This window comes from Nitrososphaerota archaeon, from assembly GCA_011605775.1.
GTDB lineage: Archaea > Thermoproteota > Nitrososphaeria > Nitrososphaerales > JAAOZN01 > JAAOZN01.
In genome coordinates this window covers 1-20187 of record JAAOZN010000024.1, presented here as the reverse complement: position 1 = coordinate 20187, position 20187 = coordinate 1, and the positions used below count along the sequence as shown (strand labels likewise).

General features: G+C 46.9%; 25 protein-coding genes, 2 tRNA genes and 1 pseudogene. 10 read left to right on the top strand and 18 right to left on the bottom strand.

The annotated features are described in order from the left end of the window. Nucleotides 1-14 precede the first annotated feature (14 nt). The gene (locus HA494_02055; GenBank protein ID NHV96560.1) at nucleotides 15-563 is read left to right on the top strand and encodes a GNAT family N-acetyltransferase; all 549 of its coding nucleotides are present in this window, start codon (nucleotides 15-17) and stop codon (nucleotides 561-563) included. A gap of 6 nt (nucleotides 564-569) precedes the next feature. Here HA494_02055 and HA494_02050 read toward each other — a convergent pair whose 3' ends face one another. Both HA494_02050 and HA494_02045 read right to left on the bottom strand, forming a co-directional pair. Then, the gene (locus tag HA494_02050) at nucleotides 570-1217 is read right to left on the bottom strand and encodes an SdpI family protein (GenBank protein NHV96559.1); all 648 of its coding nucleotides are present in this window, start codon (nucleotides 1215-1217) and stop codon (nucleotides 570-572) included. Between the two features lie 83 nt (nucleotides 1218-1300). Further along, a tRNA-OTHER gene (locus tag HA494_02045) sits at nucleotides 1301-1399 on the bottom strand. A gap of 120 nt (nucleotides 1400-1519) precedes the next feature. Here HA494_02045 and asd point away from each other — a divergent pair. Together asd and HA494_02035 are read left to right on the top strand one after the other, a co-directional pair. Then, nucleotides 1520-2596, top strand: a complete 1077-nt coding sequence (asd, locus tag HA494_02040) for an aspartate-semialdehyde dehydrogenase (protein NHV96558.1) — start codon at nucleotides 1520-1522, stop codon at nucleotides 2594-2596. A 101-nt stretch (nucleotides 2597-2697) separates the two neighbouring features. Continuing rightward, entirely contained in the window at nucleotides 2698-3156 is a 459-nt protein-coding gene (locus HA494_02035; GenBank protein ID NHV96557.1) for an Lrp/AsnC family transcriptional regulator, read from the top strand. A 48-nt stretch (nucleotides 3157-3204) separates the two neighbouring features. On the opposite strand, the gene larE is transcribed toward HA494_02035, so the two are convergent. Then, nucleotides 3205-4068 carry an ATP-dependent sacrificial sulfur transferase LarE gene (gene larE / locus HA494_02030; protein ID NHV96556.1) on the bottom strand — a complete coding sequence of 288 codons (864 nt, stop codon included), beginning with the start codon at nucleotides 4066-4068 and terminating at the stop codon, nucleotides 3205-3207. Between the two features lie 84 nt (nucleotides 4069-4152). Here larE and HA494_02025 point away from each other — a divergent pair, with 84 nt between their 5' ends. Both HA494_02025 and HA494_02020 read left to right on the top strand, forming a co-directional pair. Beyond that, a complete protein-coding gene (locus HA494_02025; GenBank protein ID NHV96555.1) occupies nucleotides 4153-4836 on the top strand; it encodes a hypothetical protein in 684 nt (227 codons plus the stop codon). Beyond that, on the top strand, nucleotides 4833-6479 hold the full coding sequence (locus HA494_02020) for a hypothetical protein (protein ID NHV96554.1): 1647 nt from the start codon (nucleotides 4833-4835) through the stop codon (nucleotides 6477-6479). Before HA494_02025 ends, HA494_02020 begins: the two co-directional genes overlap by 4 nt. 3 nt (nucleotides 6480-6482) lie before the next feature. Here HA494_02020 and HA494_02015 read toward each other — a convergent pair whose 3' ends face one another. The 9 genes from HA494_02015 to prf1 form a co-directional block, all read right to left on the bottom strand. Beyond that, nucleotides 6483-6674, bottom strand: coding sequence for a 30S ribosomal protein S27ae (locus HA494_02015; GenBank protein ID NHV96553.1), 192 nt, complete (start codon nucleotides 6672-6674; stop codon nucleotides 6483-6485). A gap of 10 nt (nucleotides 6675-6684) precedes the next feature. Next, nucleotides 6685-7020 (bottom strand): hypothetical protein, encoded by a 336-nt coding sequence (locus tag HA494_02010; GenBank protein ID NHV96552.1) that lies wholly within the window; start codon nucleotides 7018-7020, stop codon nucleotides 6685-6687. Between the two features lie 34 nt (nucleotides 7021-7054). Then, nucleotides 7055-7612 (bottom strand): DUF359 domain-containing protein, encoded by a 558-nt coding sequence (locus HA494_02005; GenBank protein NHV96551.1) that lies wholly within the window; start codon nucleotides 7610-7612, stop codon nucleotides 7055-7057. A gap of 16 nt (nucleotides 7613-7628) precedes the next feature. After that, the gene (locus tag HA494_02000) at nucleotides 7629-7817 is read right to left on the bottom strand and encodes a DNA-directed RNA polymerase, subunit E'' (protein ID NHV96550.1); all 189 of its coding nucleotides are present in this window, start codon (nucleotides 7815-7817) and stop codon (nucleotides 7629-7631) included. A gap of 2 nt (nucleotides 7818-7819) precedes the next feature. Beyond that, complete coding sequence (locus tag HA494_01995) at nucleotides 7820-8413, bottom strand: DNA-directed RNA polymerase (GenBank protein ID NHV96549.1); 594 nt, start codon at nucleotides 8411-8413, stop codon at nucleotides 7820-7822. A 65-nt stretch (nucleotides 8414-8478) separates the two neighbouring features. After that, nucleotides 8479-8853 carry a hypothetical protein gene (locus tag HA494_01990; protein ID NHV96548.1) on the bottom strand — a complete coding sequence of 125 codons (375 nt, stop codon included), beginning with the start codon at nucleotides 8851-8853 and terminating at the stop codon, nucleotides 8479-8481. 10 nt (nucleotides 8854-8863) lie between these two features. After that, the gene (locus HA494_01985) at nucleotides 8864-10096 is read right to left on the bottom strand and encodes a translation initiation factor IF-2 subunit gamma (GenBank protein ID NHV96547.1); all 1233 of its coding nucleotides are present in this window, start codon (nucleotides 10094-10096) and stop codon (nucleotides 8864-8866) included. A gap of 324 nt (nucleotides 10097-10420) precedes the next feature. Continuing rightward, on the bottom strand, nucleotides 10421-10621 hold the full coding sequence (locus HA494_01980; protein NHV96546.1) for a hypothetical protein: 201 nt from the start codon (nucleotides 10619-10621) through the stop codon (nucleotides 10421-10423). Between the two features lie 19 nt (nucleotides 10622-10640). Beyond that, nucleotides 10641-11891, bottom strand: a complete 1251-nt coding sequence (prf1, locus tag HA494_01975) for a peptide chain release factor 1 (protein NHV96545.1) — start codon at nucleotides 11889-11891, stop codon at nucleotides 10641-10643. A gap of 344 nt (nucleotides 11892-12235) precedes the next feature. Between prf1 and HA494_01970 the strand changes: the two genes are divergently transcribed. From HA494_01970 to HA494_01955, 4 genes are all read left to right on the top strand, one after another. Then, complete coding sequence (locus HA494_01970; protein ID NHV96544.1) at nucleotides 12236-12790, top strand: CBS domain-containing protein; 555 nt, start codon at nucleotides 12236-12238, stop codon at nucleotides 12788-12790. Between the two features lie 56 nt (nucleotides 12791-12846). Continuing rightward, entirely contained in the window at nucleotides 12847-13518 is a 672-nt protein-coding gene (gene pyrH / locus HA494_01965) for a UMP kinase (GenBank protein NHV96543.1), read from the top strand. A 6-nt stretch (nucleotides 13519-13524) separates the two neighbouring features. After that, complete coding sequence (locus HA494_01960) at nucleotides 13525-13740, top strand: DUF2116 family Zn-ribbon domain-containing protein (protein ID NHV96542.1); 216 nt, start codon at nucleotides 13525-13527, stop codon at nucleotides 13738-13740. A gap of 47 nt (nucleotides 13741-13787) precedes the next feature. Then, nucleotides 13788-13925, top strand: a tRNA-OTHER gene (locus HA494_01955). A 237-nt stretch (nucleotides 13926-14162) separates the two neighbouring features. Here HA494_01955 and HA494_01950 read toward each other — a convergent pair. From HA494_01950 to HA494_01935, 4 genes and pseudogenes are all read right to left on the bottom strand, one after another. Further along, entirely contained in the window at nucleotides 14163-14906 is a 744-nt protein-coding gene (locus HA494_01950; protein NHV96541.1) for a hypothetical protein, read from the bottom strand. Between the two features lie 61 nt (nucleotides 14907-14967). Next, complete coding sequence (locus tag HA494_01945; GenBank protein NHV96540.1) at nucleotides 14968-15549, bottom strand: hypothetical protein; 582 nt, start codon at nucleotides 15547-15549, stop codon at nucleotides 14968-14970. Nucleotides 15550-15648: 99 nt separating this feature from the next. Then, nucleotides 15649-16831 (bottom strand): annotated as a pseudogene (locus tag HA494_01940) (MFS transporter). A gap of 5 nt (nucleotides 16832-16836) precedes the next feature. After that, on the bottom strand, nucleotides 16837-17463 hold the full coding sequence (locus HA494_01935) for a hypothetical protein (GenBank protein NHV96539.1): 627 nt from the start codon (nucleotides 17461-17463) through the stop codon (nucleotides 16837-16839). Nucleotides 17464-18136: 673 nt separating this feature from the next. On the opposite strand from HA494_01935, the gene HA494_01930 reads away from it, so the two are divergent. Beyond that, nucleotides 18137-19081: a hypothetical protein gene (locus HA494_01930; GenBank protein NHV96538.1), complete on the top strand. Its 945-nt coding sequence runs from the start codon at nucleotides 18137-18139 to the stop codon at nucleotides 19079-19081. A 17-nt stretch (nucleotides 19082-19098) separates the two neighbouring features. Here the strand turns inward: HA494_01930 and HA494_01925 are convergent, their stop codons facing one another. After that, nucleotides 19099-19536, bottom strand: coding sequence for a hypothetical protein (locus HA494_01925; protein ID NHV96537.1), 438 nt, complete (start codon nucleotides 19534-19536; stop codon nucleotides 19099-19101). A 476-nt stretch (nucleotides 19537-20012) separates the two neighbouring features. Next, a partial coding sequence (locus HA494_01920; GenBank protein ID NHV96536.1) for a hypothetical protein occupies nucleotides 20013-20187 on the bottom strand: 175 nt, incomplete at its 5' end.

Sequence of the window (20187 nt, the reverse complement as noted above, 5' to 3'; positions counted from 1 at the left end):
ATGAGCTCAACATATTGAGCCGCTCAGAACCTACTCGCGAGGTATTTATCAAGGAGGTTAGGCTCAAAGATGGTTCTCTTGTGAAGATTAGGTATATTGATGTCGATGACTCGCTCAAGCTGCTCGAAATGTACAACTCACTGTCTCAAGACACGATCTATAACCGCTTCTTCGTATTCAGGGATAAACTTACGCTTGAGGAGGCGGAAAAGATGGCGGCGATCAGCAAGAAGGATGAGATAGCTTTGGTGGGTGTGGTTGATAGAGAAAGCAGCCCAGCGATAATAGCAGATGCGCGCATCTACATAGAAGGCGATGTAGGGGAGATAGGCATCGTAGTCCAAGACCACTGGCAGAACAAAGGACTTGGCACCGCATTAGTCAGCGAACTCATTCGTGAAGGCGAAAAGAGGGGGCTAAAAAGGCTCAAGATCTACTGCCTACCGGACAACAGAATCATGATACACGTTGGGGAGAAACTGGGTTTCAAATACAGTATGTCTGAGCTAGGGGTCGTTAGAATGATCCTTGATCTCCCCTCTACTAAGAAACAGCCAGAATAAGCCACGCTACTCAGCAGCCTTTTTAATCTCATCCTGATAAGCGAAGTAAGAGTATGCTATCGTGTAGAAAGCTACCACTAAGATTGGTAAGAGAATAAACAAAAACGCATAGTCTGGTAAGAGGACACCCACAATAGAGATTACACCGGCGAACATAAAGAGGCGTCCACCGATCCTATGAGTCTTAGCCCAGACCGCATCGCTACTTAAAGTCCAAGGTGTTCGGATGCCGATGAACCAATTCCTCTTCGCCTTACCAAGCAGTAGCCCGACATAGATGAATAACACGCCGATGCCTATTGGGAGAATTATGTTGGGGCTGATGGCAAACCCTAGATTCCAAAGTGTGACTTGATTATGGATGATAAACATAAACAGCAGCATAACCACAACAAACCCGTAATAGTAGCTTATGAACTGCATAATGTTCTCCTTTAGGGGATCGATTCGAGGTATTGCTAGGAAGAGAAGGTAGAGCCCAACCATGATAAGGGGCACGAGAAAAGCACCCCAAAACCTAGGTAAGTAGCCGTCAACCTCGCCCATCGCATTCCAATGTGAAGCTACCATCTCTGGAAGATAGGGATACACACATATAGAAATTAGAAAGGCTGCTGCGATTAGAGCTACACTTAAACCAGTAACACCTTTCATCCTACTCTCTAATGAAGGGCAAAGAGACAAATATTTATCTTCTGCTTCACAGGGTAAGTCGTAGCCAACCGCTTCTGTGAATGTGGTGCTCCGGGCGGGATTTGAACCCGCGATCAGCGACTCGACTGGCCCCCTTTTATTTGGTAAGGCCGCTATGCTTGACCGGGCTACACCACCGGAGCTCATTAATGAGGGGGTTGTTACTACTTATTTTTACGTTTTGTTTGAAGCATAATTGTATGAGGGCGATATGCGTAGTTTAGACACAAAGAATATCTTTTGGTGTAGAGAAGGGTAGTAGTATGCGTTCGGTCGCTATAGTGGGGGCTACCGGCGTCGTTGGCCAGCAGTTTGTGGTGGCTCTTCAGAAGCATCCTTGGTTCACTATAGCTAAGCTGGCTGCTTCACAGAAATCGGCGGGTAAGACATATGAGGAAGCCCTTAGGCGTGAGGGCGGTTCATTGGGTTGGTTCTGCGACGAGGAGCCCAGCCCAGAGGTTTTGAAGATGAAGGTGGAGGACGCCTCCACGATGAAAGTGGATGACTGCGACTTGGTATTTACAGCTTTAGAGTCTGATCAAGCTGTCCTACTTGAGCCTAAGTATGCAAAGGAGAAACCTGTTGTAAGTACGGCTTCAGCCTTCAGATACGAGCCTGATGTTCCTATCCTTGTCCCTGGGGTTAATACTGAGCACGTTGCTCTCTTATCTAGGCAGAAGGAGAAGAGAGGTTGGAGAGGCTTTATAACACCTATACCCAACTGCACGACAACCGGGCTTGTCATAACGCTCAAACCCATCTACGATAAATTCGGCATTAATCGAGTCTTTATGACGTCTATGCAAGCCGTTTCCGGTGCAGGTCGAAGCCCAGGGGTTCTAGCGCTTGACATCATCGATAACATTATACCATATATACCTAAGGAGGAGGAGAAGGTTCAGACAGAAACTCTCAAGATACTGGGTGAGCTTGGAGCCGGGGGTATAGAGTACGCACCTTTTAAGGTCAGCTGCACCTGCACGAGAGTTAACGTCAGAGACGGACATACTGAGTCTGTCTTTGTCTCCGCGCAGAGGTCCTTGACTGTGGAGGGGGTCAAAGAGGCTATGGATGAAGCTGGCAGTGATCTTAAGAAGCTCAAGCTGCCCTCAGCGCCAAATAAGATGATCCACGTGCTAGATGACCCATTCAGACCTCAACCGAGGCTTGATCGTAACAGAGAAGATGGTATGGCTACTACTGTCGGTCGGATTAGACTCGATGAGGCGCTTGAGAACGGTGTGAAATATGTATTGGTATCACACAATACGAAGATGGGTGCAGCCAAAGGTGCGGTTCTGGTTGCTGAGCTGTTAGAGGTGAAGGGCTTCCTGGACTAGCGTGCCCCTCCTAAGGTCGTGCGGTTCCTAGGCAAATATCAGCAAAATATTTAAGTTTATTAACCAGTTCCTCTGCAACTAATAGGCGGTGAAGCCGATAAATGGGTAAAATCGATGATACAGATATGAAGATCCTTAAAGAGCTTGTTAGGGACGCCAGCCTATCTGTCCCAAAGCTCAGCAAGAAGATAAATGTAAACCCGTCCGTGGTCTACAGCAGAATTAAGAGGCTAATCAAAAGGGGTTTGATAAAGAAGTTTACAGTTATTGTAAACGAGCAGCTACTTGGCTACAATGTTGATGCTATCGTCGGCGCCAACGTGGATTCAAAACGCAGAACCGCAGTTATGGATGCGTTACTTGCGCTTAATGAAGTGAGGAGCGTCCACGAAGTCACTGGTAGATTCGATCTGATAATCTTCGTAAAAACACGGAATCTCGATGAGCTTCACGACCTCATCTCAAACAAATTCGCAGCCATCGACGGCATAACGCATACCGAGACCTTCGTAGAAATGAGCAGCAAAACGCGGGAGCCGGTCTACACACTACCCAAGTAGAACATAAGAAGAGTAGTGAAGGGAGGACAGAGCGGCGTAGCGTCCACACTAGAGCATTTCATCTAAGCTACCTGTCCTATACCCTGCTAAGTCGAGTGTTATGTATTTGAACCCTAAGGCTCTTAGATTCGAGTGTATTCTGTCCAAGATTTCTTCGTTAAAGAATAGTTTACGCTCTTCTCTACCCACCTCGATTCTTGCTAAGTCGCCGTGCACTCTAACTCTTATCTGCTTAACGCCTGTAGTCTTTTTGATCTGTTCTTCAGCCTCGGCAACCCTTTGTGCATCGTTAGGCGTTATCTTTTGACCATAGGGGAAGCGGGATGCTAAACAGGCGTTAGAGGGCTTATCGTAGTTCGGTAGCCCCAACGCTTTTGCAATAAGTCTGACCTCCTGCTTTGATAAACCAACTTCCTGAAGTGGGCTCCGTACACCCTTCTCTCTAAGCGCCGTTACGCCAGGACGTCTCATCTTCAGGTCGTCTACTACTCCTCCATCCACAAGTGTAACATTAGCCTCTTCTAGGTGTACGTGTTTCAGCAAATTAGCGAGCTCACTTCTGCAGTAGTAACATCGATCTGGAGGGTTTGCAGCCACCTTCTCGTTGGCTTCTTCTGAGTACTGAAGTAAGATGTGTCTTATGTTTATGAATTTGGCTACTCTTTTAGCGTCTTCAAGCTCTGAAGGGGCTAGTGTTGGGGAGATGCCTGTGACCGCTGTTGCGTTATCGCCTAATGCTAGCCTTGCGAATGCTGCTACTAGAGAGCTGTCCACACCACCTGAGAGGGCTACAACAACCTTCTTCTTCTCTTTGAACCAATTGAATAGGGCTTCGGCTTTCTCCCTGAGTTGCGGATCTAGTTCAACGAGCGCTTTTCTCAGATCCTTCAACCCCGCAGAGCTCGGCTCCATAACCCCTATACTATGTTTCGGAGAGTCCGCTTATAACCTTAAGTAAAGGAGGTACGGATAATCTTACGGTCGTGAGCGAAGAGGTTGGAGCCTCTATTCAGACTGGAGCATCCTGAGGTCCAGACTCGGATTCCTAAGAGTGTCATGAAGAAGATCGGTGCTAGATTAAGGTATCTGGATGAGGGGGTCAAGAGGGTTGAAAAAGCGGCTGGGTTGAAGTATCCACCTTACTATGTTGAACCCTTCCTACCCATAATGGCTAGTGCGCTTGAACCCTCACAGATAGGTGTCGTATATGCTCGGACGCTGCCTCTGGAGGTCAATGGGGCTCTGGAGATCGTTGTGCAGGTTACAGCAGCCTTGATCGTCTACGGTTCTAAGGCAACTCTACACGCTGTTTTAGCGCACGAGTTTCTGCACTACGCTTCTTTAGTGAAGCAGTTCAGCAGCAGAGAGATGTTGTCATCTGAGCTTACATCAAGTATGTTTGAAACAGTTCACGTGGATACCAGCGGCTTTTCCCAACTTGAGAGAATCTATAAAGATAGGTCTTTAAGAAGGCTTCTAAAGAGGAAGTTCAGCAACGGCTTGGTGGATGAGAAGCTGCATGAGAAGGTTTTGAAGCATTGGCTTGCTAAGGGGCTTCCGACGATCAGATTAACACCAGACAGCAACGTCGTTAGACTCTCCATTCATTCTATTCTTAACCTAAAGTTCGATCAATCTCTCTTAGCGAAGTTAAAGGAGTTAGAAGAGTGCAGACGATGAGCAACCCTGAGGAGAAGCCCAAGTATGTTAGAGAAGAGGAAGTGAAGGCAGTAGAGAGGGTCATAGAGCCTATAATAAAAGAGAACAAGGCTGTCGGCGTATGCCTCTACGGCTCTAGGGTAGCTGGCTATGCAAAATCAGACAGTGACTACGATGTGCTTATAGTGTTGGAAGACTATAAACCAGCTGTACGCTACAGATACATTCAAGGAGAAGTACCAATCTCAGCTCTGCTTGTGGATGCAAAAGCTCTTAGAGAGGACGCCGAGAAAGCGAAGCTAGGGGAATTTGTCGTTGGAAGACTGCTCAACATCTATGAAGCTGTCCGAGGCGCCGAATACCTAAGAAGCATCGAAGTAGCCTATAAGAAAAGGGTCATACTCGAAGCGTTAAGAGATCTAGCATTAACTTACGGCGAACTTTCTACCATACTGCTGATAGAGCCAGAATACTTTCTCTTCGATAAGCTGAAGAAGAGAGCAGCAATATATCCGCCAGCGCACTACAGTTACGTAAAAACATATGGCGGACCTTCTAGAGCAAGAAATCTTGAGGCAACACTTAGTGGCTTCAGAGAAGCCTTAAAGGAGATCGAAAAAGAGGGCTTGATTACCCTTATAGATGGCAGAGCAAAGGTTAAGCACTCTGGCATAAGAGTCAATCAGATGGCTAAGATCCTCTCTATTATCACCTACGCCTCACGCGGCATAACTCAATATGCTGTGCATAGCTATGCTGGGCGAGTTGGATTAGATATTGTCGGAAAAGAAATCTTATCTAAGCTGAGTAGAAGCCGTTCTGTTGGCGAGACGCCTGAACTCTTAAAGCAGCCTACGAAAGCGATTACCGTTAGTGAAGGAAGGCTTGTGGTGGAGTGCGACGACTGGGTAAAGGATATTAAACAACACTTAGGCTTCGACGCATCTGCTGAAACCAAGTTTAAAGGTTTGGGTGAGTTCTACAGCACCACACAACTGCTAGAGATCACAGATGGGAGAAGGGATCAAAAAGCTGTCGTTAAACGCTTCAAGAACATAGTTGCCTTCAAATGGGCCCTCCTCAACATATGGGCGATCCCGACGAAGAGGTTCGAGCAGAATCCTGATGCTAGGATGGCATATGAATACACCGCCCTTCTTAAATTTAGGGAACTAGGCTTTAATACCCCACACGTTCTAGTAGTGTATCTTTCAGAAAGAATCTTGGTTACAGAGTTTATAGAAGGCAAGAACCTGGGTGAAATTATCAACCAGTATCTGAGCGGCGAGAGCGAGGATCTGGAGACGATCAGACTATATGGTAAAACCCTAGCTGAGCTACATAATAAGGGATATACGGTTGGAGACACCAAACCGAGCAACACACTCTACAGCGGCACAAAGCTATATCTGACAGATCTCGAGCAAGCGATGGAGGGCGGAGACCCGAGCTGGGATATAGCGGAATTCATTTACTACGCGATCAAACTGACCCCACCTTCGCAGAGAATAAAGAACTTCGTCGAAGCATTCAAAGAAGGCTACCTCACACTGGGAGAAAAGAGCGTACTTGTGGCTGCCGCTTCGCCCAAGTACCTTAAACCCTTCCAACCCATAATTTTACCAAATGCGGTCAAGATGGTTCGAGAAGAACTTATTGGGTAGCACTTACTTCTTCTTATACTGGGTATAGCCGCATTTCCCGCAAGTATATCGATCCCCATGCTCAGCTAGGAAGTATCCTCTACCACATCTCGGGCACTCCCTTCTTAACCTAATGAGCTTCTCTCCCTCAACTTTGTAGAACTGCCATACCTTTGGGCTAACCTTTTTCTTCACAGCCTTCTCGGCTTCAGCCATCTCCACTCACCTACTGCTTCTTCTCCTCCTTAGGCTTACGCTTCTGCTCCGCCAGCTTCTTACGCTCCTCCTTTGGTAGTAAGCGTTGCAGAATATGTTTAGGTAGTTGCCTTTTGGCATCTTCAGGGTTCTTAAAGATGTATAAAGTAACTCTAGCGTCTCTAACCCCTTGTGACTGCTCGATACTTATTGGGATTATTAGCTCCGAGGGTATATTGAACATCTGTGACACAGCCTTCACGGCATCGGCACGTGTTATCTTACCAGCGCTGCTTGGGAATACGCAGACAACCTCTCTCCTATTAAGCAAAGGGTTCTCTCTATCCTCTACGACCTCAAATGCCAAGTCTCCTCGCGGTAGGGGACATCATCATCCATATTTAAGAAGATAGGTCAGCCTCTTGTAGAGGTTTTATCAATCTTCTGGGTACACCCATTCTCTCAAGAACATAGATCGCCTTCTCTCTACACCGCTCTACTTTAGCTGCGACAACGCCCTCATTCGGCTGACCGTAAAACAAAAGCGTTGAAGACGGGTATGTGGCTAGGAAGACAAGAGCAAGAAGATCCTCCTCACCTTCAACAAGTATTCTCACCGGTTTCTCTAACGCTGCTGCTTTCAAGATCGCCTCAAACGCCTCTTCAGATATAAAGCCAGGTGGATTCTTCACCTTGATCTCACTCCTAGCCTCTAAGAGAGGGGGCTGCCTTACACCTCTCTGCTCTTTACCATCTACAACATAGATGTGTGGCTGAAGTTTCAGACGACTTAAAGATTCCGAGGTAGCGTCGCCGACAGCTACCACAAATTTGGCACCACAAACCTCTTCTAGTAAACGCTGCTTGGAGATTTCGCTACTTCGTATGAGCTTGCCTAACGGCTTTTTAAGCTCAGACCTAAGATCCTCAGGGAGAGGATAAAACGCCGATATACCCAATGGCTCACGCTCTCCGTTAAGTCACTTTTAAGGCGTATTTGCCTGGTGTCTTAATATTCAATGCCTTCGCTACCTGCGAGCGCTCTACATCCAAAATTATGACTAGACCAAACCATTCTGGTGTTAGATCTGTGGAGTGGCAGTTTGGGCAGACTTTGCCCGTAGTTAACGTTTTACACTGCCTGCAAGCGTATTCTTTAACCATATTTACCCTTTCTCCTTCTTCTCAGCCTTCTTTGCTTCAGGCTTAGCCTCAACCTTCTTCAAATCTTCTTCTATCCACTCCAGAGCGCCCAGGAAGGGTTGACGGCAAGTTACACCTATCTTCCCAGCAGCAGCACCACGACCCAGACTTACTGCAGTAACTCTAACCCTGACTTTAGAGCCTACCGAAAGCGTCCTCTTGGACTGCGCCGCTGTTATCACACCTTGCTTCACATCACAAGTCAAGTAATCATCAGCAATCTGTGAAAGATGGAGTAAAGCATCAGCCGGACCTATCCTTATGAAGGCGCCGAAGTCGGTGACCTCCACAACCTCACCCTCTATAACCTCTTGCAGCTTAGGCAAAAACGCTAAAGCTTTAAAGCTGACATGATGATAAGTCGCTCCATCTCCGGGTATTATCTTCCCCACCCTATCCACATCTAAATCAATTATGTAGATCAAGTAGCCGTACTCCGGGCTTATACTGCTCTCATATTTGGCTCTGAGTGTTTCATAAGCTACATCCTTTAAGGGTGTGCCAAACTTGGATGGCGGCACCCTAATAACATCCTTTAACTCGACTATGTAGAACAACTTACGCACCCTCGTAGCCTCGGAGAATGCTGCAAAGAATTAGATTAAGAAGGTTTCGGTTGCGGTTATCGGTCAACCCAAACCCCGTCCTCACGCAAAGTGATAACAACCACACCCTCTTCCTTGAGTCTACCCATCAGCTCTTGGTCTAGGGTTGCCACAGCCGCGCCATGCTTCAGAGCATAGTAAAGTATCGCCGAGTCAACATTCAGCCGCCTATCGTCCAGATTCACGACTCTAAGATTCTTTACATATTTTAGTGCCGCGTAGGCTTTCTTAGCCTTAACCCCGGGTTTAGATGCCAACCTCTTTAACTCTTTGACTGTAGGCTCTAATATGATAAACTCAACCTTTCCTAATAAAACTTCTAACTCGTCCAACCGCTTAATGGGCTTTGAAACTAGCTCGAGAAGAAAGCTTGTATCCAAGACTACCTCCAAGGCTCTATCCTCAGTTCAATACTCCGGCTCCTATAAGACGCCAACGGTCCCCGATGCGTCTTGATATAGCTACCTTCGCCCCTTTATCTGCGCACACTGGGCGGCGGAGAGTTGCCTCAACTATGTTCTCTTTCGTCGCTTTCACGTTGCCTATTGTCACAGCTGTGCCAACATTAAGCCGCAGAACTTCGCCGCTCCTTATCTTCTCAACCTTAGCCAAGTCTGGTGAACCAACAGCTGTCTCAAAGAGCTGGACCGACATGCTAATGGAGTCTAGAATAGGTGGAAGCGTATTGGGATGCCCAACTACAGAGCCCAGAAGTGAATCAGACTTCGTTAACACTGGGTCGAGAGATGTGCCTATAGCGATCAACCCTCCAGGCTTCACTTTCTCCACAAGCCCAGCACTTGTACCCAAGCTCCTAATCTTAGTAAAAAGCGGCTGAGGCTTCCCATCTATTAAACCCGGTCTTATCTCTATTTCATCACCAACCTTCAGCTCGCCTTGGAGCAGCGTACCCCCTACTACACCCCCTTTAAGGTCTTGAACGCTTGTGCCCGGTTTATTTACATCAAAAGAGCGTAAGATCTGCATTAATGGTGGCGCATTTGGATCACGCTGAGGTGTGGGTATGTTTGTTTCGATAGCCTCTAAAACCGCATCTATGTTTATTCGATTCTGAGCTGAAATTGGTATAATTACCGCGTTTTCAGCAACGGTCCCAGTGACGAACCTTTTGATCGCATGGTATGATTCTAACGCCTTCTGGTCATCGACCAACTCAACTTTATTCTGAACTATTACGATATGCTTCATCCCCAGCATCTGAAGCGCCATGAGATGTTCTCTAGTCTGAGGCTGTGGAACCGGCTCGTTAGCGGCAATAACCAGCAGGGCCCCATCCATCACAGCGGCGCCTGAGAGCATACTGGCCATGAGACTTTCGTGCCCCGGGCAGTCGACGAAGCTCACAACCCTTTGCAGAACAGTGGATGAGCCGCAGTGCGGACACGTTGGGTAAGGTGAGTATCGGTCTGGGCTCGGGCAGATAGGGCACTTGTAAATGGCTGCATCTGCGTAACCAACCCTTATAGTTATACCCCTCTTAAGTTCCTCACTATGCGCGCTCGTCCATATTCCTGTGATAGCCTCGACTAACGTTGTCTTCCCGTGGTCTACGTGCCCTGCTGTGCCTATGTTGACTTCAGGCTGCCTTGGGATTAAACGCCCCTTAGATGCCATCAGCTTAGTGAGGTTGTTGGATTTAGGTATTAAATGTATTTGCTAAATAAGTTCTCTTGTTGCCGTAGATCATTTATTGGTCTCTAAAGGCGTTTATCAACTTTTCAACCCCTTCTACTCTTGACAACCCGTGTTTCTGCCATATTGATCGCTAGAGAGCCAGAGTAAAAAGGCGTCAAAACCTTTCTACGGAAGACTACACCCGGTGATGTAGAATAACTCGTTAATTTTAAGCGCCTGTTGTGTGTTGGGGTTTTCCTTGGTTTTGTTTATTGTAGTAAGTCTTGGTTCTTCCAAGTGAATGATGCTGCTTGGAAAGAGTTTCTAGTGCTTTTGCTCTGACCAGTATATGAAGAGTAGCCCTATTATGAGCAGTATGACGCCTCTCCCAACGGTATCCCAGCCTACGTTGAATGGGTCGAACCTCCAGTACCCTGTAGCGTATGCGTTGCCTATGTGTATTCCTGCGAAGAAGCAGATTAAGCCGCCAAAGTATTTGGTGTATCTCCTCCAGCTTATCTTCATTGGTTACGCACCCCTCTTTTTATCTGTATCTTAGTAGCGCTGCTAGACCGCCGAAGCTCTTCAGCATCTCACCTTCTTCGCTTCGCGAAGATATTACCTCAACATTCGCCCCTGAGAGGTAGGCTTGGTCCGCTAGGTATTCTATAAAGTCTTGCTCTGAAACCTCAAATTCTAGTGAGCCGCAGTTTTCGCAGGGTGTGCTGATCAGCTTCTGCTTTTCCTGAATGTAGTTTGATCTTGGGATGTTAGCTTCTCTTGTTGAGCCGCATTTTGCGCAGACCATCTTCAAATGGATCCAGTCGAGGTCCTCTGAAACCAACACTGTTTCAACGCTACCTTTCTGCAGCGCTTCCAAGACGTCTTTAACACTGTAGATCGCCAAGCCGTCTGCTGAGTTGACCTCTTTCAGGAACCTTGTTACGAGCTTCTTCTCTTCTATCAACCTTATGTCTTGAAGGATATCTGAGGCTTTGTCGACGAGTTCTCTTAGCCCTTCTCGCCCGGCGTAGGATGTGTCCAATACTGCTAGGATCATTTTGCGCAGCCTATAGTCGAGGTATTCGCCTTTTAGGAAGTCGTCCTTTGTACCTCCTGGTCCTCCTACTATTAGACCTTGGACGTTGTGGTCTTCTAGTAGCGCTTTGTTTGCGTGCCTCGCTACCCTGTGATAGTATTCTGTGAGCTCCATTTCTCTTAACCTCTCGAATCTTCTTGCGGATTGCCCCCCTGCCCTATGTTTGCCGCTTACCCCTGATGTAACTTCATCTACTATTTCAAACCGTGAGCCTGCTAGGACGCCTATGGCTGCTTCAGTAGCGTCTATGGAGAGCAGCCCTATGGTCTTCTCCTCTTTCAGCATATCCCTTAGTATGTCCAGGTGGAAGTGGTCGTCACATCTGTAGAGGTATGTTTGAACAGGTTTAGGCGGGTAGACTTCGTACAGGAAGATGGCTTCGCTCCCAGGTCCATCGGTGGGTAGGGCGCCGCAGAAGATCACCAACCCATTCTCTGGAGTGGTCTTGTAGAGCTTGAGCCGCTGCATGGTCTTGACCAACGCATCCATCACATGGTTTCTTGTCGTATCGGATTTGATGTTGGCTGCTGTGCCGTACTCTTCTCTTAGGGCTGATATGACTTCGTGCAGAGCCTTCTTTGGCGGTATATAGAGTGAGATCAGCTCAGTCCCCCGACCCTTCTTCTCTGACAGCTCGGCGAGGAGACGCTTCACCCTATATAATGCCACAGATCTTGAAGTAGGCACACCATCCACCTTAAGCTAAGGAGACGCTGCCCTCTACCAGCACCTTCAACCCTTGTTCAAAGATCCTTCAGATTAACATCTTATAAACTTAATCAGACCTATACTCAAACCATGCCTCTCGATTCACCATCTGTAATCCAGATATTTTGAAGATATGCCAACTTTCGCAATAGAGATAAACCTTCAATTCTCTATCTGTGATTCCGACCCTTTTCTCGCTCATTGTGTTAGCCTGAACCTTTTTAACCCCTTCTTTAGGCGCTACTCTGACTTGTACCAGAGTATGCAAATGGGTGGAGAGGGGTGAACAACTTTATAATATGGCTGGTTAGATAGATGAATTAGTGGATGTGATGTTTCCGAAGCTGGAGGAGATTCGCCGTATAAGGCTTAGGCTCGGTTTGACGCAGAGGAAGTTAGCCTCGCTGGTTGGTGTTAGCACCTCTTTGATCAACCAGATCGAATCTGGGAGAAGCAAACCCAGCTACGAGACCGCCAGAAGGATATTTGAGGTCCTCGGTATGCTTGAGGCTAAGAACTCGCCGAAGGCTGGTGATATATGCAGTAGGAGCGTTGTCTTCGCATCGGTAAAAGATACAGCGGCCTCTGCGGCTGAGGTCATGAGAAGACAAGGCTTCAGCCAGTTACCTGTGCTTGATGGCGATAAGATTGTTGGCTTGATTACAGAGGAGGGTATTATGAAGAGAATGATGAGCGGAGACCCGGAGAAGGTGGGTAAAGCCCTAGTTCGGGATTTAGCGGACCCGCCACCACCTATTGTTGACGTATCAACCCCGGCAAAAGCGATACTTCCGCTTATAAAGTATTGTAAAGCGGTTCTGGTTGCTGAAAACAGTAAGGTAATAGGGATAATAACCGCCTCAGACCTGCTAAAGATGGTTGAGTAGACGAAATATTTGAAACCGTTAAGAATATAATCCGATGCCCCACTCTTCCTAAGAGATTGAAGAAGAGAGTCATACTCAAACTTACTGGCAGCCTATTCGACAGAGGCTCTGAAGAAGTCAAAGCAGTAGCACAAGTAATAAGAGACTCCATCAAAGAAGCTGAGATACCCGCAGTAATCACGGGTGGAGGCGAAGCGGCTAGGCGCTATATAGATTATGCGAAGAATCTTGGCGCGGACCAATCGACGCTAGACGAATTCGGGACAGATGTCGCTAGAATAAACGCTAAACTCCTTATCGTAGCACTCGGCCAATCAGCCTACCCTTACCCGCCACATACGTTAGATGAGGCGGTTAAAGCGTCTTTTACAGGCAGAGTGGTTGTTGCTGGCGGCTTCCAGCCTGGGCAGAGCACAAACGCGGTAGCTGCGCTCCTCGCTGAACGCCTTTCAGCATCTCTCTTTGTGAACGCTACTGATGTTGAGGGGGTCTACGATAAGGATCCTAGGAGGTACTCTGATGCGAAGCTGCTTAGAGAGATTAGTGTGGTTGAGTTGAGGCGCATATTGGAGGGTGAGATATATGCTGGAACCTACGAGCTGATGGACCCTCTCGCGCTCAAGATCATAGAGAGGTCTAAGATACCTACACGAATCATCCGATGCAGCGTAGAAGCCATCAGAGAGACGTTGAGAGGTAGAGATATAGGGACGCTAATCGTAGGCTGAGTGGAGATGTCACAGCAAAAAACCCAGATACCTCCGCACACCCACTGCAAGGTGTGTGGCAAAGCCATACCGGTAGGAAAGACCTACTGCTCCAACGAATGCAGAGAAAGCGAAATAAAGAGCCAGCAGCGAGCTAAACGCCTCTCAAGAATATACACCATCTTCTTCGTCGCTCTCCTAATAATCATCGTAATAATGACCGCATTTACGCCAAAAAGATAGAAGCAGTTTAAATCAGAGTAGAGGAGAGGGGATTATAGGCGGGGGGCGCGGGGGTTAGTGAAGAACCCCCAACCCGAGCCAGGTCAAAGCCCTTGAGGTAGGCGACAAAAGGGGGCAGAGCGACGCCTAGACTCAAGATCTGCTCGGTCAGCCGTTCGTGGGTTCAAATCCCACCCCCCGCACCATTTCTCTATCGCTCATATCTGGATAGGAGTAGTTAACGGGAGACCGGCACGTTAAATGAGAGGAAAATGACCTACTACCAACCATATATGAGCGTTCTCTATTTTTGTGACGTAAGCCTGGGGCTTGAGGGAGAGGGAAGTAGACTTGAGGACTAACAATCATAGGCATCGAAACCCATAGAAGAAACCTTATTTCTTTAATCCCTATCCCATTTTGAGTCTGCTTCAAGGTCGTATCTATGTCTCTCCTGAGAATATTTTCATTGCCCGAAGCCATGCAAGTTGCTCTTTGCCCTTGGGTTCAAGGGAGAAACGATAGTCCTCCTTTCTGAAAAATTCCTCAAAATCCTTCTTCAATTGCTCCAGATGCTCTATCTGAACCTCTAAGATTTCTTTAAGTTGAGGTGCGTATTTTTCGTCAAGTAGCTCAAGCGCTTGAAAGAAGTGTGGCATGCATAGTCCTGGAGACCTTCTATAGAGGTCTCGCACATCTGGATAAGCCAGTGCATCAAGAAGAGCACGGATATAGTACCTTGCTGTGTAGGCGATATTCTCGCAGAAGACGCAGCCTCCCTTGGGCATAATGTCTCTAATTATCTTCCTCCAGCCTCTTAAAGCAACGATCCGTTGGACAAAGTTGCTTTCACTATAGGTCTGTAACGCTTTGAACAGGCGTTGAAGTCTAGGGATCTTATCGTTGATCGTCCACGAGTAGATTACAGACTTCTGCCATTTTGGTCCGATCTTCGCCACCATTCTGGTATGTTTTTCACAGAAACCCCAGTAGTCAATATACTTACTTACTAGCGAGCCTTCGCTATAAGCCTCGGTGAAGAACCAGAACCACCCCTTTTCTAGATGCTCATTGCACGCTCTGCATATTGGGCAGCCTTCTTGTTGAATAAGGCGTATTACCTCTATTCTCTTACTTTCGTCGAGTTTGATTCGGACCTTGTCGCTTTTCCGGCTCTTAAACAGCATCTTATGCCAAGCAGTTCGTTGTTAAGAGTTCCTCTTAAATGTAACGGTGGTTACATCCACTCTATTTCTTTCTCGGCTCTTCGGGTTGTTGCGTTAACCTTTTGGTTTGCGCTCTTTCGGCGAAATTCGCCAATGCATCTCTACACTCACCTAGCGCCTTTTCAACCTTCTCTCTACTCGGTGAGCCGGTGAACCAGTCTATTGTCCTGATCCTCTCAAACCAGCGCTCAAGCCCCTCTAAGCTCTCCTCCATTTCTTCCACCTCTTCGTCTGTCAACTTTTGACTTGCTATGTTGTTTTCGATTTCTTGGATGAATTCTTGACATTCCTCTAGGATCTCTTCGTATTGTTTTTCTCTCTCCGTCTGGAAGAGGGTGATTATCGTGTTGTGATCTTCTTCGCTGATCGCCTTCGCCTCAAGGATCACTGCCTTCCCGTATTCCTTGATCTTATTTTTTACATTTAAAGCATGCTCCATAGATTTAGCTGTTTTCGGCAGAACGCAGAATGAGAAGGAAGGGTAGAGCGCCCCAGCCTTCTTCATCTCCCTCCACACTCGAAGCCTGAGCTTGGAGGGTTCATTGGGGACGTCGTATGCAATTATGAGCCAGCTATCTGGTGGGCTATCTACAGAGTTCCCCATATCTATATCAAATACAGTCTATCGAAGGAGCTTAAAAGATATTCTGATGTAGGCTTCGTTACAGATACAAGCGTATCGATTACGCGCAATTAAACACGTCTAGTGATGTCTAATTGCTTGTAAGCCCAGCAGAAGAAAACAGACTAAAGACGAGAGTTCAAGCGCGAGAGAGAAAATAATAACGTAGGCTATGCTGATGCCGTATAAGAAGCCCATAGCTGCACTTCCCATGAACCAGTAAAGCCCATAGACCGTATTGAAGATACCGTAGGCGGAGCTACGCTTCTCAACGGAAGTCATAACCGCTATCGCTGCCCTCATGAGAGTTTCTTGAATACCCATAGCGGCACCCCAAAAGATTACGCCGAGTAGCGCTGCCCCATAGCCAATAGAAAAGGCCAGAGGGGCAACAGGTATACTCAGGAGAGGAGCAGCTACCAACACAAGCAAACCTACTTGATCAAAGAGACGCCCAACAAGTAGTGCTACTAAGGCGTCGACTCCCATGGCGACGGCGAAGAACACAGGAATCTGCGCATCCGTGATCAGCCTAGATGATGAGAAGTGATATGAAATCAGCTGAAAGTGGGCGTAGCCAGCTACGCTGAGACCCGCAAAAACAAGGTAAAACCAGAATACGCGAGGTAACGCTTCACCTATCTTTTGAACCTTAGAGGGTTCCAGCTCCTTCGGGTGCGGATAAAGCAGTCTCGCACCTACCAACACACTTAAAGCAAGGAGAGCGGGTATCAGCAGAACCCCCAAAGCTCTCAGAGAAGCTTCCATTAAAATACAGAATCGTACCTACCACTAGCGGACCCAATACAGCGCCAATTTGATCCATGGCTTCGTGAAGACCAAATCCCCAACCCCGCCCAGTCTCAGAGGTAGCGTAGGAGAGCATGGCATCACGAGCAGGAGTCCTGAAGCCTTTCCCTATTCGCTCCGTAATTATCAGAAACGAAGCCAAACCCCAGTTGCCAGCGATGGCTAAGAGAGGAACAGCGAATAGGTTCAAGCCGTATCCGATGAATGTGATTGCCCAGTAGCGGCCAGTCCTATCGGCCAGATGCCCAGATACCATACGTAAGCCGTAGCCTATGAACTCACCCAATCCTGCTACGATGCTTGTAACAGCAGCACTTGCCCCCAAGAACGCTAGGTAAGGGCCTGTAATACTACGCCCACCTTCATACGTCATATCAGCGAAGAGGCTGACCAAACCAAGCAAGACTACGAATCTTAGAGCTCTGCTCCGAGCGACTTTATTGCTCACAACCATTGCATTCATTCTTCCTTTGTGAATAAAAGTCCGTATCGACCTTCCCGGAATCCCAATTTAGTGTGTGCCTTAAGGCTGTAGGAATAAAGCCCTTCCACACCAACAAGTATACTCAAAGCCAAGAAGTTGGCTTTAACCTCTGGTCCAGGGGGCTCTTCTCTAAATTTCCAGTCTTGTTTTCTTACGAACTCAGAGAGGAGCCTTTGTAGCCGCTCAAGGAGACCTGCCTCAAGATCGATGAGTGAGTGGGCAACTTCAGCTGGGTTCTTGAGGTTACTTCTACCGACCATCTCAATAGCTGACACAAAGTGTGGTAAGCACAGCACCCCCGACGACTTAAATTCTTCGCAGAAGTCTTTCCCATCAAGCATATGGAGAAGGGTGTGTAGGTTCATCTGGTCAGAGGACCATAGAAATTCGCACACAGGGCAGCACCTTTTCCCTTGATACACTTTGCTTACCTCCTTTGCCAGCTGGGTGATTGTCTGTTTCCGCTTCCTCCCCCATATAACTATGCCTTTATACGTGGATCTACCGCTATTATGTAAGAGTAGAGACTCGAGTTCTTTGCGGACTTCTTCGACAATACTGTGCATGTAGAGGGCGTAGCTCAAGCCGTCTTCCGTGCCCACCCCCTGAGCGGCTTTGTGAAGCAAGTGGGTGTGACGGTTACAGAAGCCTTTGGCAGATAGAACTCTTTCTCTGAACCCTGAATCCATCGTTACCTCATTGGTGAGAAGATATTCCAAATATCTCCTCTCGCTCTTAAGCCAAAGATAGCATAGCGGACAGGAGTCAGAATTCTCGATGGCTTCGAGAAGACTTATATTCGAAAGATTCTTCTCAATCACGCTTTTCTTGGTCTCCAAAGCTGATGGTGTTGAGCGTTCTGTGCGCACCATTTTTGGTCTCAAACAATCAGCTTCCTTTCAGCAAGATTTAAACGTAACCGTAGTTACAGGCAACGAGTTAGAATCGTGGTATTATATTCTTCAGATGGAGCTACAATCGATTATAGAATTTAGGGAGCAGCGACTAACTAAACAAGATTTGAGTAATCTTAGGCCCGTACTTATGCTTCCGCTATCAGGTTTTTACCGCTCGGACCACTTGCCATTCACTTTAAATTTTTTCCATTGTTACTTCTTTTAGCTTCAACAAATTGCTTGAAGTTGTGCGGCTTGCTGAATAGAGTTAATCTCGAGGCGAGCGATGCGCCTCCGAGTTTGACAATTACTGGTCTGGGCCTTTATTCAGATGTAACCGCAGTTACATTTAAATTCTCTAGTAATCATCTAGATGATAATGTCTATGCTTTTACCCCATGTAAAACTGGACGCTTTCTTTCCAAAGGTAGGCGAGTTATTTGAGCACAGAGACTTTATCTTGAACATAAGGAGGAGTGGGGTTGAGGTCAATGTCTTTCTTCCGTTCGGTTCAATCGTATTGGATATGACTGAGCACGAGAAGAGTATTCAAGAGAATCTGTGGGACCTTAAAGATTTTCTTAAGGAGGGGGTTCGGATATACTGGGATCCTAATTGGGACTCTAACCGAAGTGCAGTGCTCGTAATCGACGATAACACAGCTGTTCAGCTCGAGGAAAGTAATCATTATGTACTTCGAGAATTCGGCCCGAAATTCTTGCACTCGAACTCTTTCAATATCCTTAGAGGCAAAGTTCAGGTTGTGCAGAAGCTTCATAGAAGACCTCCGGATTTTGACTTCGTCTTTCGAGTTGATGGTTATCCAATATTCTTGTCGAGCGATAGACTGACCTACATCTGCAAGGTAGAAGACGAAGTAGAAGTGGCTTATCTTGTGAACCTCAGCGGCTTTGGGACTAGAACGCCCTATGCGCCAGCGGAAATCTTCTATGAGGGGCTGGGAATGAGGCTTGTAAAGAAGGCAAATACAGCGGTTCCATATGAGCCAAAGGACTTACACACCATGGTTAAGAACTTGATGCAAGGTCTTCTTCCACAATATTCCGATATAATTACTAAGGAGCGAATGGAGAAGTGGGCATTCAAAGCGCGTAGAGCTATTCTAAATAAGCTGAATGAGGAGATGCTCTTCCTTGATGTAGGAGACGACTCATTCATATACAGAACAATAGAATCAGCTGCTGAAAAAGTGCAGGAAAAGTTCGAACATAGTTATTTGGATAGGGGCGTGATGGGTCGGCTGAGTCTTAAATTCTTAAAAGGCAAAGCAAAGCTGAGGGATAGATTGCTGGGCGTTCCCTAATCAAATGAAAATCATAATCAATCGCATCGCTCGTCAGGACGGGTGTTTCGAAGGAGGCGAAAAATATCATCAAGCATACCCAATAATCTCAGGATATATGGTCTCAAAAGCTCTGAATCAGCCTTGGACATCTGACCGTACGCTTTTAGCTTCTCCGGTCTTAAATCTTCTAGAATGGTCCAGATTTCACTTAATCTGCTGTAAACTAGGCTACGGATGGATTCTTGATTTGACCCTAGGTCAAACTTCTCCTTAATCTGCCTAATTACGTCGAGCATTGACTCGATGAGGTTAAGAAGTTTCTTCGCGCTTCTTGGGTCGACATCGTTTATCTTAGCGTAGAGGATAGGTGTGGTGTGGTCGCCGTTCTGAACCAGATCGTCACATATTTCATGAAGTAGTTTTTCTACCACGATAAGGCCGCTTCGCAAAGCTCTCTTATGGGTTTCATCCATTTTCCTTTCCTTCCCGTAGTATTAAGTAGGCATCCATCTTTAAATGTAACTATGGTTACAACAAAAAGTGATTGTTCTAAGAAATCCCAACCGCAGCTGATCCAGATATTTTAACAGCAACATAACGAGGTTATCTTTCAGCTTACCCGCCAACAGACATACCAGCCACAACAATGATGCTATCCTCTCTTGTAAAGTTCCCTTTGGTCTTCATAAGCGGAGTCTTCATACCACTCGAATAACTCCCTAAATGGGGGAGGGAAATAGCTTCGATTTCTCCACTAACCTACTTCACAGACATGGTTAGGCAGCTTTTCATAAACAAAGGCTTTTAACCCACTCGCGGTAGACTTCTTAACGCTCATCGCTTTCACAACAGCATTCGTCCTCGCAGCAATAAAACTACACGAGAAAACTCTTACAAAACGGATAAGTTAAAGACACCTTTAATCTCATATAGATGCTTTTGCCCTCTATCAGACCTTTCTTATCTCCAGAATTTCTTGGTGCAGCCCCTTTAAGATCTCATTGTAATCGGCTTTTCCCTGCTCCACAAGATCCATGAGGGTTTCAAGCCTCCTCGTCGTCTCCTCCGATATATATTGCCTGAAGTGTTGGCTTAGGTAGTTGTAGACTCTGTAGCCTAAGAGT

Coding starts and splice junctions, on each gene's coding strand:
- HA494_02050 (NHV96559.1), bottom strand. CDS start 1,217: ATGAAAGGTGTTACTGGTTTAAGTGTAGCTCTAATCGCAGCAGCCTTT.
- asd (NHV96558.1), top strand. CDS start 1,520: ATGCGTTCGGTCGCTATAGTGGGGGCTACCGGCGTCGTTGGCCAGCAG.
- HA494_02035 (NHV96557.1), top strand. CDS start 2,698: ATGGGTAAAATCGATGATACAGATATGAAGATCCTTAAAGAGCTTGTT.
- larE (NHV96556.1), bottom strand. CDS start 4,068: ATGGAGCCGAGCTCTGCGGGGTTGAAGGATCTGAGAAAAGCGCTCGTT.
- HA494_02020 (NHV96554.1), top strand. CDS start 4,833: ATGAGCAACCCTGAGGAGAAGCCCAAGTATGTTAGAGAAGAGGAAGTG.
- HA494_02015 (NHV96553.1), bottom strand. CDS start 6,674: ATGGCTGAAGCCGAGAAGGCTGTGAAGAAAAAGGTTAGCCCAAAGGTA.
- HA494_02000 (NHV96550.1), bottom strand. CDS start 7,817: ATGGTTAAAGAATACGCTTGCAGGCAGTGTAAAACGTTAACTACGGGC.
- HA494_01985 (NHV96547.1), bottom strand. CDS start 10,096: ATGGCATCTAAGGGGCGTTTAATCCCAAGGCAGCCTGAAGTCAACATA.
- HA494_01980 (NHV96546.1), bottom strand. CDS start 10,621: ATGAAGATAAGCTGGAGGAGATACACCAAATACTTTGGCGGCTTAATC.
- HA494_01970 (NHV96544.1), top strand. CDS start 12,236: ATGTTTCCGAAGCTGGAGGAGATTCGCCGTATAAGGCTTAGGCTCGGT.
- HA494_01960 (NHV96542.1), top strand. CDS start 13,525: ATGTCACAGCAAAAAACCCAGATACCTCCGCACACCCACTGCAAGGTG.
- HA494_01950 (NHV96541.1), bottom strand. CDS start 14,906: ATGCTGTTTAAGAGCCGGAAAAGCGACAAGGTCCGAATCAAACTCGAC.
- HA494_01945 (NHV96540.1), bottom strand. CDS start 15,549: ATGGGGAACTCTGTAGATAGCCCACCAGATAGCTGGCTCATAATTGCA.
- HA494_01930 (NHV96538.1), top strand. CDS start 18,137: ATGTCTATGCTTTTACCCCATGTAAAACTGGACGCTTTCTTTCCAAAG.
- HA494_01925 (NHV96537.1), bottom strand. CDS start 19,536: ATGGATGAAACCCATAAGAGAGCTTTGCGAAGCGGCCTTATCGTGGTA.